The organism is Limnohabitans sp. MMS-10A-192, from assembly GCF_003063335.1.
GTDB lineage: Bacteria > Pseudomonadota > Gammaproteobacteria > Burkholderiales > Burkholderiaceae_C > Limnohabitans_A.
The window spans coordinates 153,387-170,128 of the sequence record NZ_NERX01000003.1 but is presented as its reverse complement, the minus strand read 5'-3'; the positions used below and the strand labels follow the sequence as shown (position 1 = coordinate 170,128).

Sequence of the window (16,742 nt, the reverse complement as noted above, 5' to 3'; positions counted from 1 at the left end):
GTCCTTGGGTACTTCAGGCTCAATCGGCTTTGATGCCCTGGGCTTTGATCACGCGGGCCCAACGCTCGGCATCGCGCTCGACCAGTTGTGCAAAAGCCTGGGCCGTGCTGCCACTGGGGTCCATGCCTTGCGATACAAAGGCTTTCTTCACATCCTCGCTGCCGAGCAACTGGTTGATTTCGCTGTTGTAGAGGTTGACGATGTCGGCTGGCGTGCCCTTGGGCGCAAAGACGCCAAACCACATGCCCACATTCACATCGCCCGCCTTGGCTTCGGCCAAGGTAGGCAGTTCGGGCAGCAGGGGGTGGCGTTTGTCGCTGCCAATGCCCAGTGCCACCAGGCGCCCAGATCGGATATGCGTCAAGGCCACATGGATGGGCAAGAACATGGCATCCACTTGACCCCCAAGCAAGTCCGTCACCGCAGGGCCAGTGCCTCGGTAAGGAATGTGGGTCAGAAACACACCTGCCGTGCTCTTGAAAAGCTCCATCGACAAATGGTGCGGTGTCCCCACACCGGGCGAGGCGTAATTGATGCGGCCTGGTTGCTTGCGGGCGGCTTCTACCAGTTCAGTGGCCGTTTTGTAGTTCGACTTCGGATGGGTGACCAGCAGCAGCTGTCCCCAGCTGGTTTGCGAGACAGGCACCAGGTCTTTGACAGGATCAAAACTCATGCCGGGATAAAGCGCACGGTTCATCACCAAAGTGTTGACACTCACGAGCAAGGTAGCACCGTCCGGTGCGGCCCGCACCACGGCTTCGGTGCCGATGTTGCCGGATGCGCCGACACGGTTTTCAACCACGACGGGCCGGTTCAGGCGTTGTGACAGTTTGGGCCCCAGTGTGCGTGCAATCAAATCAATGCCTGTGCCCGGTGTGAAGGGCACGATCAACTTCAGTGGTGCGGTGCCTGTGTTGGTTTGAGCCCAGGCGATGGGGGCCAACCCCCAAAGCACCAGGGCTGAGGCCAAAAGCGCGGACAGGTGTCGTCGAGATGAGGGCATCGTGGGATCTCCTTGCGTTAGTATGCAAACAATTATTCACCATCCAACCGCGTTCGCTTATTCAGGGAATCCCTGCCCTATGCCCATACAAACCATTTACCAACGTCCGGGTTTTTTGTTGCGCAGGGCGCACCAAATATCGGCCTCGATCTTTGAGCGTGCTTGTGCTGAGCTTGCGCTCACGCCCGCTCAATATGGGGTGTTGTGCATCATTCAGGAACAAGCAGGCATTGACCAGTCCAGTTTGGCCCGTGCTCTGGCTTTTGACAAAGTGACGGTGCTCAGGGTCCTCAAGGGTCTGGAAGAGCGGGGTTTTTGCCAGCGCACGATCTCATCAGAAAACCGTCGGCAGATGTCCGTGAGCTTGACCGCCGCAGGTCGGCGCTTGCTGCAGGAAGCGAACGAGCCGGTTCAAAAAGCGCACGACATGCTCCTGAGTCCTTTCAGTGCGGCCGAGCGTGCGCAATTCATGGCTTTGCTGCAAACACTCACCACGCAACTGGATGGTGAGGCCCGTGCCAGTTTTGTGCCGATGTCGGCTCAAACTTGAGCGGAACTCGCCAAAGACATTCAGTCCTGAAAACGAAACTTCAGCTGAAAGCTCAGGGCGCCGTAGAGCCGGTCTTTGAGCGGTGGCACCAGCGCCACGTTCAGGCCCCATTGACCGCTTTCGATGCTGGCTGCCGGGATGGCCGCAGGGAACCAGCCGCCGTTGAAGGCCTTGGGGTAGCCGTTGAAGGCCCCTGCGACCACGCCCAGCTTCATGGTGCCCCAGCGCCAGGGCTGGTAATAGACCCCGATATAGCTGGAGCGTGCGTCGTCGCTGTTGATGAAGCGTCCCGCTGTGGCGCCCCAGTCATCGCTGATGCGGTATTCAAAGCCCAAGCCTGGGTTGGCGTTGCGCAGGCCTTTGTCGGTGTCAAAGTGGGCGGAATAAAAGCCTGCGTTGAGCCACAGGCGGCTGGCGTCGACGTCGGCGCGGGCTGAGCCCAAGGCCGAAACGGCGCAGATCAGGCAGGCCAGCCGTTTCATTTGATCAAAGTGTTTTGAACACCTCGCTGGCCACCCGCACGGTCTCGGCGATGTCGGCGTCGGTGTGGGCTGCGCTCACAAAACCGGCTTCGTACAGCGCAGGCGCGATGTACACACCACGGTCCAGCAGACCGTGGAATAACTTGTTGAACTTGGGGCTGTCGCTGGTCATGACCTTGGCGTAGTTTTGTGGCAACTCAGGCAACAAGAAGAAGCCAAACATGCCGCCCTGGCAATCGGCGGCAAAAGGCACACCAGCTTCAGCGGCAGCACCTTTGAGGCCATCGACCAGACTTTGGGTGCGGGCGCTCAAAGCGTCAAAGAAGCCAGGCTTGGCAATTTCACGCAGCGTGGCCAAACCGCAAGCCGTGGCCACGGGGTTGCCACTCAGGGTGCCTGCTTGGTAGACCGGGCCGGTGGGCGCCAACTGGCGCATGATTTCGCGCGGACCACCAAAGGCCGCCAGGGGCATGCCGCCGCCAATGACCTTGCCCAATACCGTCATGTCAGGTTTGAAGCCAGGGATCAATTGGGCGTAAACGCTTTGGGCAGAACCGAGCGCCACACGGAATCCAGACATCACTTCGTCAAACACAAACAGCGCGCCGTGTTCGGTGCACAGCTCGCGGCAGCGCTTCATGAAGGGCACGGAAGCGCGCACAAAGTTCATGTTGCCCGCGATGGGCTCGATCATCACGCAGGCCAGTTCCTTGCCGTGCAACTTGAAGGCTTCTTCGAGTTGCTCGATGTTGTTGTACTCCAGCACCAGCGTGTCACGCACCACCTCGGGCGGCACACCCGCGCTGGTGGGGTTGCCAAAGGTGGCCAAGCCCGAGCCGGCTTTGACCAGCAGCGCATCGGCGTGGCCGTGGTAGCAGCCTTCGAACTTGATGAACTTGTTGCGGCCTGTGGCGCCGCGTGCCAGGCGCAGCGCGCTCATGCCCGCTTCGGTGCCCGAGCTGACCAGGCGCACCATTTCCATCGAGGGCACGTGCTTCAAAATTTCTTCGGCCAGCTCAATCTCGCGCTCGGTGGGTGCGCCAAACGAAAAGCCATCGAGCGCGGCTTTTTGCACCGCTTCGAGCACCACCGGGTTGCCGTGGCCCAGGATCATGGGGCCCCAGGAGCCGATGTAGTCGATGTATTTCTGACCGTTGGCATCCCAAAAATAAGCGCCTTGCGCACGTTGCACAAAGCGGGGTGTGCCGCCCACGGCGCGGAAGGCGCGCACAGGCGAGTTCACGCCACCGGGGATCACTTGGGCGGCGCGGTCAAACAGTTCTTGGTTGCGGTCGGTCATGTTCGGTCTCCTGAATCAGTGTTTGGTTTCGTTGAAAGGCACTTCGAAGTAATCCGCGCCGGGGTGGGCATCAGGGTCTTCATCGTCCTCGTCGGTTTCTTCGCCTTCGGGCAGCGCCCAGAACAGGCGGTCCGGAATGACCTGGCCCATGCCAGGGCGAAAGCCTTCGTCCAGGCAACGGTCCAGGTAGTGCAGCGCTTCGCTGGTGGCTTCGGGCAGATCCATGCCGGTGGCCAGCAGCGCCGCCAGTGCGGCCGTCAGCGTGTCGCCAGCGCCTGCAAACACCGCTTCGATGCGCTCAAACTTCTCGTGGCTGATCACCGTCTCGGGCGAGGCCAGCGCGTTGTCGATGTGTTGTTCAGGCAAGGGCAGGCCGGTCACCAATGTGAACGGCACGCCCAGCTCTGCGGCCGCTTTGGCAATGTCGCGTGGACCGGGGTTGCGCTCGCCCGTCCAGTCGGGCAGCAGCCAGCGGCGCAAGGTGCTGTGGTGGCCCACCAGCACGCTGGTTTGGGGCAGCAGCAATTCACGGAAGGCGTCCAGATATGCGTCGATCTTTTGGTCTTCCCACCAGGACAGGTTGGGCATGTAGGCGACGACTGGCACACCGTCGTAATCGTCGGCCAGCTCGGCAATCGCGGCCAGGTTTTCAGGGGTGCCCACAAAGCCGACCTTGATGACCTGCACCGGCATGTCTTCGGCCACGGTGCGGGCCTGATCGTCCACGGCTTCTTCGTCCAGCGGGTAAAAGTCGGTGATGTTGCTGGTGTCGCGCACATAGGCGCCAGTGCACACCGGCAGGCAATGCGCGCCGACCGAGGCCATGGCCGTGGCGTCACAGGTCAGGCCCCCCGCGCCGCTGGGGTCGTTGGCGTTGAACGACAGGATGCAGGCCAGACCGGCCGATTCTTCGGCATCCGGTGCATCGTTGTCGGGGGTAGGAGATTTGGGGTTGTGATCGGTCATAAAAGCGAATGGCAGTGGGCTTCAGAAGGTCTTCAGCCGGGCCTGCGATGCGGCCCGATACAATCCAATTCATTCTATTCGACTCTCTGATTGCGACACTGTGATGGAACACAAAACCTGGATGTGCCTGATTTGCGGCTGGATTTACGACGAAGCCGAGGGCGACCCCGAGCATGGCATTGCGCCCGGCACCAAATGGGAAGACGTGCCCATGAACTGGACTTGCCCCGAATGCGCGGCCCGCAAAGAAGATTTCGAGATGGTGGCGATCTGATCGCTCAGGGATGAGGGTCATCGCGAGCGAAGCGTGGCGATCCAATGTGTGAACAAGCGCAGCAGCTGGATGGCTACGTCGCTGCGCGCCTCGCCATGACAAGCATCAAGTCAGACAAGCCGCCTGATCACGCGGCTTTTTTCTTGACCACCGCATAGCGCGCCAGCGTTTTTTCGCGGGCTTCGGCGTGGTCCACGATCGGTGCCGGGTAGGTCTTTCCGATCACCACCTCGGCAGTTTGCAACTCCAGCGGCTTGGCCAGCCAGGGCGCGTGCAGCGCTGCCGAGGGCAACTGTGTGAGCTCGGGCACGTAGCGGCGGATGAACTTGCCCTCGGGGTCAAACTTCTCGCTTTGGCTGATCGGGTTGAAGATGCGGAAGTAGGGCTGTGCATCGCATCCGCTGGAGCTGGCCCACTGCCAGCCGCCGTTGTTGGCCGACCAATCGAAGTCGTTCAGGTGCTCTGCAAAGTAGCGTTCGCCCCAGCGCCAGTCGATGCCCAAATCCTTGACCAGAAAACTCGCCACCACCATGCGCAGGCGGTTGTGCATGTAGCCGGTCTGGTTCAGCTGGCGCATGGCCGCGTCCACCAGCGGGTAGCCGGTGCGGGCTTCGCACCAGGCGTCAAACAACTTGTGGGCATGCGTGCCGTGCTCCCATTGGATGGTGTCGTATTCGGGCTTGAAACTCTGGCCATGGCCCACCTGCGCAAAGTTGTGCATCACCTGCACATAAAAGTCGCGCCAGATCAATTCGGACAGCCACACCGCTGCGCCCGCACTGCCCGCCGCCATGCGGGCATGGGCCTCGCGGGCCAGTTGGCGGATCGATACGGTGCCAAAGCGCAGATGCACGCTCAGGTAGCTGGGGCCTTTGACCGCTGGGAAGTTGCGCGTGTCTTCGTATTGGTCGATGCGGGTCAAAAAATCGCTGAGCAAAGCCTGACCGCCGGATTCCCCCGTCGGGATTTTCAGGGCCTTCAGGTTGGTGGCCTCGAAATCGAGATCCTGCAAGGCGGGCACAGGCTGGGCCAGGTTGTCCGGGCGCGGGGCCAGGTGATGGGCGTACTGTTCGACCGGGTAGGCCTGCAGGTCATCGGGGGTGACTTTCTTGAGCCAAGCGTTTTTGTAGGGGGTGAACACGGCAAATGGCTTGCCCATCTGGGTCAGCACCTCGTTGCGCTCAAAAATCACATGGTCTTTGTAGGTGTGCAGCACGATGCCGTGGTCCGCCAGGTGCCCGCGCACCTGGATGTCGCGCGCCAGCGCATCGGGCTCGTCGTCGTGGTTGGCAAACACCGCTTGCACCTGCAGGTGATGGGCCAGCTTGGGGATTTTGTCTTGTGCCACGCCGTGCCGCACGATCAGGCCGGCCTGCGGGTGCCCGGCCAATTGGCGCAGCTGTTCATCGACCTCCACCAGCGATTCGCGGATGAACTCGACGCGGCGGTCCGCGCGGGGCAGTTTGTCCAGGATGGCGGTGTCAAACACAAAGGCCACATGCACCCGTTGGCAGTGTTTGAGCGCGTGGTACAGCGCAGCGTGGTCGGCCACGCGCAGGTCGCGCCGCAGCCAGACCAAGCCGCTCGAAAATGTGGTTTCCATGAGAGGCCGCCTGGTTGGATCAATAAGTGCGCTGGCTGGCCATTCCTCGGGGGCAGGGCCGTTAAAATCAGCGCATGACCGATTGTGCCTCCATTGACCTCAAGCATCATTTCCTGATCGCCATGCCCGGGTTGGAGGACGAGACTTTTGCCCGCAGCGTGGTGTACATGTGCGAACACAGCCCACGCGGTGCCATGGGCCTGATCATCAACAAACCCGCCGACATCAGCATGCGCCACCTGTTCGACAAGGTGGACTTGCCCCTGCGCCGTGAAGACCTGATGCAAAGCCCGGTCTCGCAAGGCGGCCCGGTGCAGACCGAGCGCGGCTTTGTGCTGCACGACCCGATCCGCATGGAAAAACCTCAGGAAGACGGCGGCTCGATTTACGCCTCCACCCTTGCTGTGCCCGGAGGTCTGGAGATGACCACTTCGCGCGATGTGCTCGAAGCCTTGTCCTCAGGCGCAGGCCCGCGCCGCGTGTTGGTGACCTTGGGCTATTCGTCCTGGGGTGAAGGGCAGCTCGAATCGGAGTTGGCCGAAAACACCTGGCTGACCGTGCCCGCCTCGGAGGAAGTGATCTTCGATGTGCCCATGGCCGAGCGCTATGACCGCGCCCTGGACTTACTCGGCCTGAAAAGCTGGATGCTCTCGCCAGAAGCGGGGCATGCATGAGCGATACGCCCGTCACTGTCCCGGCATCGCAACAAAGTTTTTTGGCCTTTGACTACGGCCTCAAGCGCACCGGCGTGGCCGTGGGCAACCGCTTCATGAAAACCGCCACCCCGCAAGGCACGATTGCCGCCGAGGGCGATGCCCGTTTTGAGCACATCGCCAAACGCATCAAAGAGTGGCAGCCCGACGCGCTGGTGATCGGCGTGCCGACCCACCCCGACGGCGGCGAACACGAAAACACCTTGCGAGCCCGCAAGTTCGGTCGCCAGTTGCGCGGCCGTTTTGGCCTGTCGGTGTACGAGGTGGACGAGCGTTACACCACCACCGAAGCCCATTCCTATGGCGCCAAAGATGCCGATGCCGCGGCAGCCGCCATCATTCTTGACCAATTTTTGAGGAGCCTTCCATGAGCGCATTGGCCCTGAACGCCGAGGCCTTGTACCTGGAGCTGTTGCGCAGTGTGCGCAGCTTGTGCCAGGCCAACACCCGCCTGGTCGGCATCACCTCAGGCGGCGCCTGGCTGGCCGAACGATTGCAGCGCGACTTGGGCTTGCCCGGCGAGTCGGGCCAGGTGTCTTCGGTCATGCACCGCGACGACTATGCCCAGCGTGGCCTGTCGGCAGGTGGCCAGACCAGCCTGCCCTTCGAGGTGGACGGCGCCGACATCCTGGTGCTCGACGATGTGCTCTACACCGGCCGCACCATCCGTGCAGTGCTCAACGAGATTTTTGACTACGGTCGCCCCGCCCGTGTGCAGCTGGCGGTGCTGGTCGATCGCGGCGGGCGTCAGCTGCCGGTGCAGGCCGACTACGCCGCTGCCCGCGTGACTTTGCCCGAGACGCAATCGCTGGCGCTGGCCCGCGACGCGGCGGGCAATTTCAGTTTTGACGTGGAGAACAAAGCCTGATCGAGGTGAGAACAAGATGCTCTACAAACGCAACAACCCCCAACTCAACAAGAACGGCGAGCTGATCCACCTGCTCTCCACCGAAGGCTTGTCCAAGGACATCCTCACGCACATCCTCGACACCGCATCGAGTTTTGTCAGCGTCAACGACCGCGAAGTCAAAAAGGTGCCTCTCTTGCGCGGCAAGAGCGTGTTCAACCTGTTCTTTGAAAACAGCACCCGCACCCGCACCACTTTTGACATCGCGGCCACGCGCCTCTCGGCCGACGTCTACACGCTCGACATCGCCCGCTCTTCGGCCAGCAAAGGCGAATCGCTGCTCGACACCATCGCCAACCTGAGCGCCATGGCTGCCGACATTTTTGTGGTGCGCCACAGCGAATCCGGCGCGCCCTATCTGATTGCGCAACACGTTGCCCCCCATGTGCACGTGGTCAACGCGGGTGACGGGCGCCACGCCCACCCCACGCAAGCGCTGCTGGACATGTACACCATCCGGCACTACAAAAAAGACTTTGCCAACCTCACCGTGGCCATCGTGGGAGATGTGCTGCACTCGCGGGTGGCGCGCTCGGATATTCATGCCCTCACCACCTTGGGTTGCGCCGAAGTGCGCGTGGTCGGCCCCAAGACTTTGGTGCCTGCCGATATGGCCCAGATGGGCGTGCGCGTGTTCAACAATCTCGAAGAGGGCATCAAGGGCTGCGACGTGGTCATCATGCTGCGCCTGCAAAACGAGCGCATGAGTGGCGCGTTGCTGCCCTCCAGCCAGGAATACTTCGAGAGCTTTGGCCTCACGCCGGAGAAACTGCAACTGGCCAAGCCCGACGCCATCGTCATGCATCCCGGCCCGATCAACCGCGGCGTCGAAATCGACTCGGCCGTGGTCGACGGCCAGCAAAGCGTGATCTTGCCTCAGGTGACCTTCGGCATCGCCGTGCGCATGGCGGTGATGAGCATCGTCGCGGGCAACGAGGCATAAGGACAAGAACATGAAGATCCTGATACAAAACGGCCGCGTCATCGACCCCGCCAGCGGCTTTGACCAAAAAGTGGACCTGGCCATTGCGGCAGGCCGCATTGTGGCCATGGGCCAAGTGCCTGCTGACTTCACCCCCAAGCGCGTGATCGACGCCAAGGGCTGCATCGTGGCGCCCGGACTGGTGGACCTGGCGGCACGCTTGCGTGAGCCCGGCCAGGAACACGCGGGCATGCTGGAAAGCGAAATGGCCGCTGCCGTGGCCGGTGGGGTGACCAGCTTGGTCTGCTCGCCCGACACAGACCCGGTGCTGGACGAGCCCGGCTTGGTCGAGATGCTGCGCTACCGTGCCGAAAAATTGCACCAGGCCCGTGTGCTGCCTTTGGGCGCATTGACGGTCGGCCTGAAAGGCGATGTGCTGACCGAAATGGGTCAGCTCACGGCCGCAGGTTGTGTGGGTTTTTCTCAGGCCGAGGTGCCGATCCCCAGCACGCAGGTGCTGCAACGCGCCCTGCAATACGCCAGCACTTTTGGCTTCACGGTCTGGCTGCGTCCGCAAGAGCTGCACCTGGGCAAAGGCGTGGCAGCCAGTGGCCCGTTGGCCACACGCATGGGTTTGTCGGGCGTGTCGGTGGCCGCCGAGACGATTGCCCTGCACACGATTTTTGAGCTGGTGCGCAGTACCCGTGCCCGCGTGCACCTGTGCCGCATCAGCAGCGCCCAGGGTGTGGATCTGGTGCGTCAGGCCAAGGCCGAGGGCCTGCCGGTCACGGCCGATGTGAGCATCAACTCGCTGCACTTGACCGATGCCGACATGGGCTACTTTGACAGCCGTGCGCGCCTCACGCCCGTGCTGCGCCAACAACGCGACCGCGATGCGTTGCGTGTAGGCCTGGCCGATGGCACGCTCGACGCGCTGGTGTCGGACCACACCCCGGTCGATGCCGACGCCAAGGCCTTGCCTTTTGCCGAGGCGGAGCCCGGTGCCACCGGCATGGAACTGCTCTGGAGTCTGGCCCTCAAGTGGGGTCAAGACGCGGGCGTGCCTTTGCCCCAAGTGTTATCGCGCATCACGGCCGAGCCGGCCCGTGTGCTGGGCGCGTCGCTGGGCACCTTGCAGGACTCGGTGGGTCAGTTGGCCGTTGGCGGTGTGGCCGATGTGTGCGTGTTGTCGGACGAGGGCCACTGGCTGGTTTCGGGCGAGGTCTTGCGCAGCCAAGGCAAGAGCACACCGTTTTCGGGCTACGAGTTGCCCGGCCGCGTGCGCGCAACAGTGGTCGGTGGGCATGTGGCGTTCGAGGCTTGACCTCGAACCTGGGTTGACCAGCACTTGTGCATGAAATCCTTGCGTGCGATTTGGAAACTCTTGCGCGGCCTGTGGCACGTGGTCGTGGGCATGTGGTGGATTCATGCGCACTTTCCGCAGCTCAGCGTTGAGCAGCGGGAAATGCGCGTTCAGGCCTGGTCCTTGCAGTTTCTGGCGCTGTGGGACATCCACCTGAAGGTGCTTGGGCAACCGGTCTTGAACGGCCCTGCGCTGATGGTGGCCAACCACATTTCCTGGCTGGACATCTCGGTCATTCATGCAGCACGGCATTGCCGCTTTGTGGCCAAGTCCGACATCCGAGACTGGCCCTTGATTGGCATGTTGGCCACCGGCTCTTCGACCTTGTTCATCGAGCGCAACAGCCGCAAAGACGCGCTGCGCATGGTCAAGGACATGGCCGATGCGATGAAGGAGGGCGACGTGGTGGCCGTATTCCCCGAAGGCACCACCAGCGATGGCCGAGACTTGCTGCCCTTTCACGCCAACCTGATCCAGTCAGCCATTCAGGCCGATGCCCCGGTGCAGCCGATGTCACTCAAGTTCATCGATGCCGATTCTGGCGAGCCCAGCTATGCCCCGTGCTACATCGGAGATGACACACTGATCGGCTCCATGTGGCGCACCTTGACCGCATCGCGCATCATGGCCGTGGTGCATTTTGGCGAAGTCCAAACCGCCAACGGCCGCGATCGCCGCGCTTGGGCGCAAGACCTGAGACAAGACATCATCCGCTTGCGCGACGCATCCTAGTTCGGCTTGTCATGGCCTGTCTTGTGCCCTGTGCAGCGCAGGCTGTTGGCCCTTGCATGATTTGTTACAACAACAAATCGGCACCACATTTCGAGACTTTAAAATTAACTACTTTTGTTTATTTTTATGGAGAGACAATGAAGTGGTTTTTTTTGGCCTTGAGTCGCTACGCCGTGTTTTCCGGCCGTTCTCAGCGGTCTGAGTTTTGGTATTTTGTGTTGTTTGAAATTCTGATCGAGTGGGCTTTGTTCATGGTCGATCACGCGATGGGTTGGACGCAATCGTTCGGTGGCATGGGCTTGTTGACTGGGCTGGCCGGTTTGGTTTTCCTCTTGCCGTCCATCTCGGTGGCCACGCGCCGCTTGCACGGCATCGGTAAGTCGGGCTGGTGGCAGTTGTTGGCTTTTGTCCCGGTCTTGGGCATCCTGGTCTTGATCTATTGGTTGGCCCTCAACGGACATGCGGGCGCGAACGCCTATGGCCCGAACCCGAAAGAAGTCGGGCATTTCTGAGAAGACTTGAGCTGTCGAAATCGGCGGTTACGGCCGCCGAGCTGTCATGCCGTCAGGCTTAAACCAGCTTGATGGGCTGGTATTGCGGCGCGGTGTGCTCGCAAGACTCGGCCTTGGCGCAAGGCATCTGGCACAACTCGCGGTGGTTCACCGGGCAGGCGCGGTTGAAGGTGACGACGTGGTCCACCTCGGCGCGTATGCCGATCCACTCGCCCAGCTTGTGGTCGTGGTGGCTGGGCACATGGGCCATCAGCAAGTCGCCGCTGGCCAAGCGCAAGGTGTACAAAAATTCTGATCCGCGAAACGCCTTGCGGATGATCTCGGCTTTCACAGGTGCATCGTCGTCGTGCACGATGTCGTCGGCGCGCAGCAGCACATCGCACTGACCCCCTTCAAACGCGCAGGGCAGGGGGCATTCGGCCATATCGGTCAACTCGCCCACCGGGGTGTCGACCACCACTTGGCCGTTGACCTCGCGCAGCGTGGCCGGGGTGAAAACGCCGTGGCCAATGAAGTCGGCCACAAAGCGGGTGGCCGGGCGGTGGTACAGGCTGTAGGCGTCGTCCCATTGGTGCAGCCGGCCTTCGTTCATCACGCCGATCACATCGCCGATGGCAAAGGCCTCAAGCTGGTCGTGTGTGACCAGCAGCGCCGTGGCTTTGGCCGCCTTGAGGATGTTGCGCACCTCTTGCGCCAGGCGTTCACGCAGGTCGATGTCGAGGTTGGAAAACGGCTCGTCGAGCAAGAGCAAATCGGGCTGGGGTGCCAAGGCGCGTGCCAGGGCCACGCGCTGTTGTTGGCCGCCCGACAGTTCGTGCGGAAAGCGCTTTTCAGCGCCTTCGAGGCCGACCAAGGTCAGCACCTCGGCCACGCGCCGTGCGCGCTCGGCTTTGGGCAGGTGCTCAATGCCAAAGCCCACATTGCGCCCGACATCCATGTGGGGGAACAGCGCGTAGTCCTGGAACACCATGCCGATTCGGCGTTGCTCGGCGGGCACGGTGTGGCCCGGCTCGCTGACCACGCGTTGGGACAATAAGATCTTGCCGCCTGAGACCGGCTCCAGACCCGCCACAGCGCGCAGCAAAGTCGTCTTGCCGCAGCCCGAGGGCCCGATCAGCACACCAATTTCACCCGCGCGCAGACCCAAGTTCACGCCCTGCACGGCAGGCGTGTTGCGACCAGGGTATTGGATGTCCAGTTGGCTGAGCTCGAGAAACATGGTCTTGATTGTAGGGAGGTTGAGTCCCCCCCGGGCTGAGGCATTCAGTCATCGGTCATCCCGGACTGGATCCGGGATCCATGGTTGAAGCGGAGATGGACCCCGGGTCTTCGCCCGAGGTGACAAGTTCTCGTCGGTGAACGCCTTCTACAATCCTTGCGATATGTTGCGAACTTTGGCGCGCCGTTCATCGGGCATTCTTTCCTTGCTTTACGCCTTGCTGGCACTGGCTTTGGCCTTGCCGGTGTTGACCGTGCTCGGCTCTTGGTTGCAGTGGAGCCCCCAAAGCGCAGACATCTTGTTGGAAATGGGCCGCACGGTGCTGCCCGATTACGCGCTGACCACGCTGGGCCTGTGCCTGATGGTGGCGGTGGGCGTGACGGTCCTGGGCCTGGCCACGGCGGCGCTGGTCACGCTGTTTGATTTTCCGGGGCGCGGCATTTTTGAATGGCTGCTGCTCTTGCCACTGGCCATGCCCGCTTATGTGGTGGCCTACGCGTACACCGACTTTTTGCAGTTCAGCGGCCCTTTGCAAGTGGCCTTGCGCGAAGGCTTGGGGCTGCAAGGTCGTTTGTGGCCCGACGTGCGCAGCGTCTGGGGTGCGGCGCTGGTGTTCACGTTGGCGCTGTACCCGTATGTCTATTTGCTGGCCCGCACTGCGCTGGTGGAGCGCGCCGCTGGTTTGATGGAAGCGGCCCGCTTGCTGGGTGCGCCACTGTCCCGCCGCATCCGCGAGATTGCGTTGCCGCTGGCGCGGCCTGCGGTGGCGGCCGGCGTGGCCTTGGCCCTCATGGAGACGCTGGCCGACTTTGGGGTGTCCAGCTACTTTGGCATCCAGACCTTCACGGCGGGCATCTACAAAGCTTGGCTCTCGATGGACAACCGCATCGCGGCAGCCCAGTTGGCCACGGTGCTGTTGGCGGTGGTGGTGGTTTTGTTGCAGCTGGAGCAACGCGCCCAAAAGCGCATGCGTTTCAACCAAGGGCGCGGCGGTCGTCAGGGCTCGGCCGAGGCGCAGCCTGTGCGGCTGGTTGGTTGGCGCCGTCTGCTGGCCTGGACGGTGTGCACCTTGCCGGTCTTGCTGGGCTTTGTGTTGCCGGTGCTCATCATGCTGCGGGCTTTGCTGGGGGAGTCCACCGAGCTGCCTTGGGAACGTTTTGTGCAATGGGCCTTGACCAGCTTGCGCCTGGGCGCAGTGACCGCTGTGCTGGCCGTGGGCGCGGCGCTGGCGCTGGCTTTCAGCGTGCGCACGCGGGCTGACCGCATCAGCCGTTCGGCGATCCAGTTGGTCGGATTGGGGTATGCCATTCCCGGTGCGGTGGTGGTGGTGGGCTTGCTCTTGCCCGTAGGTTGGATTCAGCAAAATTGGCCTGCATCGTCGGCTGGGGCTTGGATCACGGCCACGTCTTTGGGCTTGGTGTGGGCCTATTTGGTGCGCTTTTGCGCGGTGGCTTTGCAGTCGGTGCAAAGCGGTTATGCCCGCATCCCGGCCAGCTTGGATGATTCGGCCCGCATGCTGGGCGTGACGGGCTGGGGCTTGTTGCGCCGGGTGCATGTGCCTTTGCTCAAGCGCACCACGGTGGCCGCCGCATTGCTGGTGTTTGTGGACGTGATGAAAGAGTTGCCCGCCACCATGGTGCTGCGGCCGTTCAACAGCGACACATTGGCCGTGGTGGCCTACCAGCTGGCGCGCGATGAACGCCTGGGCGAAGCGGCTTTGCCCTCGCTGGCGCTGGTGCTGGTGGGCTTGATCCCGGTGATTTTGCTCAGCCGAACCTTGCGTCAGCCGCAGGGTTGAAGACGGGCGGGCAGGGATCCCGGGTCTTTGCCCGGGGTGACTTGTGGAGACCGGTCAGGTGGCTTTCAGCGCTTGGATCAAACGCTGCGCATGCGCTTGCAGCACGTCGCGGGGCGGCTCCTTGCGCGGCCAGGTCAGCGCGATGCCATCATGGGCATGGCGCGGCACCACATGCATGTGGAAATGGAACACGGTTTGCTCGCCTTCTTTGCCATTGGCTTGCAGCAAGGTCAGGCCGGGCGGGTCAAAGCTGGCCGAAATCGCTTGCGCCACCCGGTGTGCGGTGCGCATCACGGCGGCCGCTTCGTCGGGCGTCAAGTCCAGCAGTGTGGCTGCATGGCGCTTGCTGGCCACCAGCACATGACCCGGGTTGACCTGTCCCAAGTCCATGAAGGCCAGTGTTTGATCGTCTTCGAACACGATGGCGGCCGGAATCTCTTGGCTGACCAAGCGGCAGAAGATGCATTGTCCGGGGGCTGAGGTGTCCACAAAAAACGGCATGGCTGGCTCCTGTGCTTGGGCTGTAGGGTGCTGGAGGATTCTGCACGCGTGGCTGACCTGGGGCTGGCGATGCCCCAAGAAAAAAGCCACTGGGTACAAACGTATCCAGTGGCTTTTTGGTATCGGTGGTGGGACCAGCGGGGGTCGAACCCACGACAAACGGATTAAAAGTCCGCTGCTCTACCAACTGAGCTATGGTCCCACACGAAGCCGTCGATTCTAAAGGGCCAAGCAGGCTTTTTCTGAGGCAGCGCTTAAATTTTTCAGTGGCTTTGGCAAGCTGGATGGCCCAACGGGGGCCTGCTTCCGGTGGCGCAGCACACCGAAGCCGTTGTCGCGTCGGTTTAATCTGGCCTCAGGGCAGCGAGGTGAAGGCGGCTCGGCGAGCGGCTGAGCGTTCAATTTGGCGGGTGATGTTGCCGCAGACCAGATCGCACAGCGCAAAGATGGCCGGGTCGGCGATTTTGTAAAAAGCGCTGGTGCCACGGCTTTCCCGCTCAACCAGACCTTGTTGTGTCATCAGGGCCAGGTGGCGTGACACGTTGGCGGCGGTGAAGCCGCACATCTGGGCCAGCTCGCCTACATTGCGCTCGCCCGTTCGCAAGAGGTTGAGGATCTGCAGCCTTGTGGGCTCGGCCAAGACCTGAAAGTAGGCGGCGACTTCTGTCAGGGCACCCTCGGGCAGCTGCATCATGGGCTTGCAGTCTGGCTGATCTGGGGGGGAGACTTTTTTCATCGCGAGGTTCCTGGCAGGTTGCTTTTTTCATTGTATCATTAGATAATTAATCAATCAGTTAAATAAGCGTAAAGCTAAGTAACAAAGGACAAGACGATGAAGCGCAACTCCCTGTTGACCCTGGCCACATTGGCAACCTTGTTGTCGCAAGGGGCTGTCTGGGCTGCTGATGGTCAGCCGCTGAAAGCGATCGCAGTGCAAGGCGCAGGCCTGTCGCAGGCCGACAGCAGCTTGGACGGCGTGGTGGAAGCGGTGCGTCAAACCATCTTGTCCACACAGGTGGCTGGCGCTGTCGTGGCCTTGCACGTGAAAGCCGGTGACCGGGTCAAGGCCGGACAGGAGCTCTTGCGCATCGATGCCCGGGCAGCTCAGCAAAATGTGATCGGTGCCAGCGCACAGGTCGAGGCTGCGCAGGCCAATCTGGCCGTGGCCAGCAAAGAGCTGGAGCGTCAAAAGCAGCTGCTGAGCAAGCAATACATCAGTCAGGCCGCTTTTGACCGCGCACAGGCGCAGTGGGATGCGGCCCGGGCGCAGGTGAAAGCATTGCAGGCAAACAACCAAGCGGCGCAAACCCAGTCCGGCTTTTTTGTGCTGAATGCGCCTTATGGCGGTGTGGTCAGCGACGTGTCCGTGACCTTGGGCGACATGGCCATGCCGGGCAAGCCCCTGCTGACCGTGTATGACCCTTCTGCATTGCGTGTGACAGCGGCTGTACCACAGGCCTTGTTGGTCGCGGCCCATGCACAGCCCAAAGCCGTCCGTTATGAATTACCGGGCCTGGCCGCATACAGCACGCCTCAACTGCCGCTACAAATTCAGGTCCTGCCCGCCGTCGATCCGGTCACACACACCGGTCAGATCCGGCTGAGTTTGCCTGTCGGCGTGGAAGGCTTGGCGCCAGGCATGTTTGCCCGCGTGTGGTTGCCGGGCGTGGCGGTGAGCAAGGCCGGTCCTGAGCGGCTCTTCTTGCCAGTGAATGCCATCGTGCGCCGCGCAGAAATGACGGGTGTGTATGTGCTGGATGCTCAGGGCAAGCCCAGCTTGCGCCAGGTGCGTTTGGGCCAAACCTCGGGCGACCGGGTGGAGGTCTTGAGCGGTCTTCGCAAGGAAGACAAAGTCGCTGCCGAACCGCAGTTGGCTGGCGCTGTGCGCTGACAGGGG

Annotated in this window: 19 protein-coding genes and 1 tRNA gene; 11 read left to right on the top strand and 9 right to left on the bottom strand. The window is 61.9% G+C overall.

Annotation, left to right across the window (positions count from 1 at the left end):
- Positions 1–19 precede the first annotated feature (19 nt).
- On the bottom strand, positions 20–1,003 hold the full coding sequence (locus B9Z43_RS07990; RefSeq protein ID WP_108324315.1) for a tripartite tricarboxylate transporter substrate binding protein: 984 nt from the start codon (positions 1,001–1,003) through the stop codon (positions 20–22).
- A gap of 79 nt (positions 1,004–1,082) precedes the next feature.
- On the opposite strand from B9Z43_RS07990, the gene B9Z43_RS07985 reads away from it, so the two are divergent.
- Entirely contained in the window at positions 1,083–1,553 is a 471-nt protein-coding gene (locus tag B9Z43_RS07985; RefSeq protein ID WP_108324314.1) for a MarR family winged helix-turn-helix transcriptional regulator, read from the top strand.
- Positions 1,554–1,573: 20 nt separating this feature from the next.
- Here B9Z43_RS07985 and B9Z43_RS07980 read toward each other — a convergent pair whose 3' ends face one another.
- Genes B9Z43_RS07980 through B9Z43_RS07970 form a run of 3 tightly spaced genes read right to left on the bottom strand, consistent with a single transcriptional unit; the run spans position 1,574 to position 4,301 of the window.
- Complete coding sequence (locus B9Z43_RS07980; RefSeq protein WP_108324313.1) at positions 1,574–2,035, bottom strand: hypothetical protein; 462 nt, start codon at positions 2,033–2,035, stop codon at positions 1,574–1,576.
- 4 nt (positions 2,036–2,039) lie between these two features.
- Positions 2,040–3,335 carry a glutamate-1-semialdehyde 2,1-aminomutase gene (hemL, locus tag B9Z43_RS07975; protein WP_108324312.1) on the bottom strand — a complete coding sequence of 432 codons (1,296 nt, stop codon included), beginning with the start codon at positions 3,333–3,335 and terminating at the stop codon, positions 2,040–2,042.
- Between the two features lie 15 nt (positions 3,336–3,350).
- On the bottom strand, positions 3,351–4,301 hold the full coding sequence (locus B9Z43_RS07970; RefSeq protein WP_108324311.1) for a bifunctional hydroxymethylpyrimidine kinase/phosphomethylpyrimidine kinase: 951 nt from the start codon (positions 4,299–4,301) through the stop codon (positions 3,351–3,353).
- A 103-nt stretch (positions 4,302–4,404) separates the two neighbouring features.
- On the opposite strand from B9Z43_RS07970, the gene B9Z43_RS07965 reads away from it, so the two are divergent.
- A complete protein-coding gene (locus B9Z43_RS07965) occupies positions 4,405–4,575 on the top strand; it encodes a rubredoxin (RefSeq protein ID WP_019427587.1) in 171 nt (56 codons plus the stop codon).
- A gap of 127 nt (positions 4,576–4,702) precedes the next feature.
- Here the strand turns inward: B9Z43_RS07965 and B9Z43_RS07960 are convergent, their stop codons facing one another.
- Positions 4,703–6,178, bottom strand: a complete 1,476-nt coding sequence (locus B9Z43_RS07960; protein WP_108324310.1) for a deoxyribodipyrimidine photo-lyase — start codon at positions 6,176–6,178, stop codon at positions 4,703–4,705.
- Between the two features lie 74 nt (positions 6,179–6,252).
- On the opposite strand from B9Z43_RS07960, the gene B9Z43_RS07955 reads away from it, so the two are divergent.
- From B9Z43_RS07955 to B9Z43_RS07925, 7 genes are all read left to right on the top strand, one after another.
- Positions 6,253–6,852 (top strand): YqgE/AlgH family protein, encoded by a 600-nt coding sequence (locus B9Z43_RS07955; RefSeq protein ID WP_108324309.1) that lies wholly within the window; start codon positions 6,253–6,255, stop codon positions 6,850–6,852.
- The gene (gene ruvX / locus B9Z43_RS07950; RefSeq protein WP_108324308.1) at positions 6,849–7,262 is read left to right on the top strand and encodes a Holliday junction resolvase RuvX; all 414 of its coding nucleotides are present in this window, start codon (positions 6,849–6,851) and stop codon (positions 7,260–7,262) included. Before B9Z43_RS07955 ends, ruvX begins: the two co-directional genes overlap by 4 nt.
- Entirely contained in the window at positions 7,259–7,759 is a 501-nt protein-coding gene (gene pyrR / locus B9Z43_RS07945; RefSeq protein WP_108324307.1) for a bifunctional pyr operon transcriptional regulator/uracil phosphoribosyltransferase PyrR, read from the top strand. The genes ruvX and pyrR overlap by 4 nt, the downstream gene beginning before the upstream one ends.
- Positions 7,760–7,775: 16 nt before the next feature.
- On the top strand, positions 7,776–8,741 hold the full coding sequence (locus B9Z43_RS07940) for an aspartate carbamoyltransferase catalytic subunit (RefSeq protein WP_108324306.1): 966 nt from the start codon (positions 7,776–7,778) through the stop codon (positions 8,739–8,741).
- Positions 8,742–8,751: 10 nt separating this feature from the next.
- Complete coding sequence (locus B9Z43_RS07935) at positions 8,752–10,044, top strand: dihydroorotase (RefSeq protein ID WP_108324305.1); 1,293 nt, start codon at positions 8,752–8,754, stop codon at positions 10,042–10,044.
- 30 nt (positions 10,045–10,074) lie between these two features.
- Positions 10,075–10,815: a 1-acyl-sn-glycerol-3-phosphate acyltransferase gene (locus B9Z43_RS07930; RefSeq protein WP_108324304.1), complete on the top strand. Its 741-nt coding sequence runs from the start codon at positions 10,075–10,077 to the stop codon at positions 10,813–10,815.
- 137 nt (positions 10,816–10,952) lie between these two features.
- Entirely contained in the window at positions 10,953–11,327 is a 375-nt protein-coding gene (locus tag B9Z43_RS07925) for a DUF805 domain-containing protein (RefSeq protein ID WP_108324303.1), read from the top strand.
- 58 nt (positions 11,328–11,385) lie between these two features.
- Here B9Z43_RS07925 and B9Z43_RS07920 read toward each other — a convergent pair whose 3' ends face one another.
- On the bottom strand, positions 11,386–12,546 hold the full coding sequence (locus B9Z43_RS07920; protein ID WP_108324302.1) for an ABC transporter ATP-binding protein: 1,161 nt from the start codon (positions 12,544–12,546) through the stop codon (positions 11,386–11,388).
- 163 nt (positions 12,547–12,709) lie between these two features.
- On the opposite strand from B9Z43_RS07920, the gene B9Z43_RS07915 reads away from it, so the two are divergent.
- Positions 12,710–14,344, top strand: a complete 1,635-nt coding sequence (locus tag B9Z43_RS07915; RefSeq protein ID WP_108324301.1) for an iron ABC transporter permease — start codon at positions 12,710–12,712, stop codon at positions 14,342–14,344.
- A 54-nt stretch (positions 14,345–14,398) separates the two neighbouring features.
- Here B9Z43_RS07915 and B9Z43_RS07910 read toward each other — a convergent pair whose 3' ends face one another.
- The 3 genes from B9Z43_RS07910 to B9Z43_RS07900 all read right to left on the bottom strand — a co-directional run bounded on the left by B9Z43_RS07910 (position 14,399) and on the right by B9Z43_RS07900 (position 15,539).
- Positions 14,399–14,845, bottom strand: a complete 447-nt coding sequence (locus B9Z43_RS07910; protein ID WP_108324300.1) for an HIT family protein — start codon at positions 14,843–14,845, stop codon at positions 14,399–14,401.
- Positions 14,846–14,971: 126 nt separating this feature from the next.
- Positions 14,972–15,047: transfer RNA gene (locus B9Z43_RS07905), tRNA-Lys, on the bottom strand.
- A 153-nt stretch (positions 15,048–15,200) separates the two neighbouring features.
- Positions 15,201–15,539, bottom strand: a complete 339-nt coding sequence (locus B9Z43_RS07900) for a metalloregulator ArsR/SmtB family transcription factor (protein WP_108324671.1) — start codon at positions 15,537–15,539, stop codon at positions 15,201–15,203.
- A 138-nt stretch (positions 15,540–15,677) separates the two neighbouring features.
- Here B9Z43_RS07900 and B9Z43_RS07895 point away from each other — a divergent pair, with 138 nt between their 5' ends.
- The gene (locus B9Z43_RS07895) at positions 15,678–16,736 is read left to right on the top strand and encodes an efflux RND transporter periplasmic adaptor subunit (RefSeq protein WP_108324299.1); all 1,059 of its coding nucleotides are present in this window, start codon (positions 15,678–15,680) and stop codon (positions 16,734–16,736) included.
- Positions 16,737–16,742: the final 6 nt, after the last annotated feature.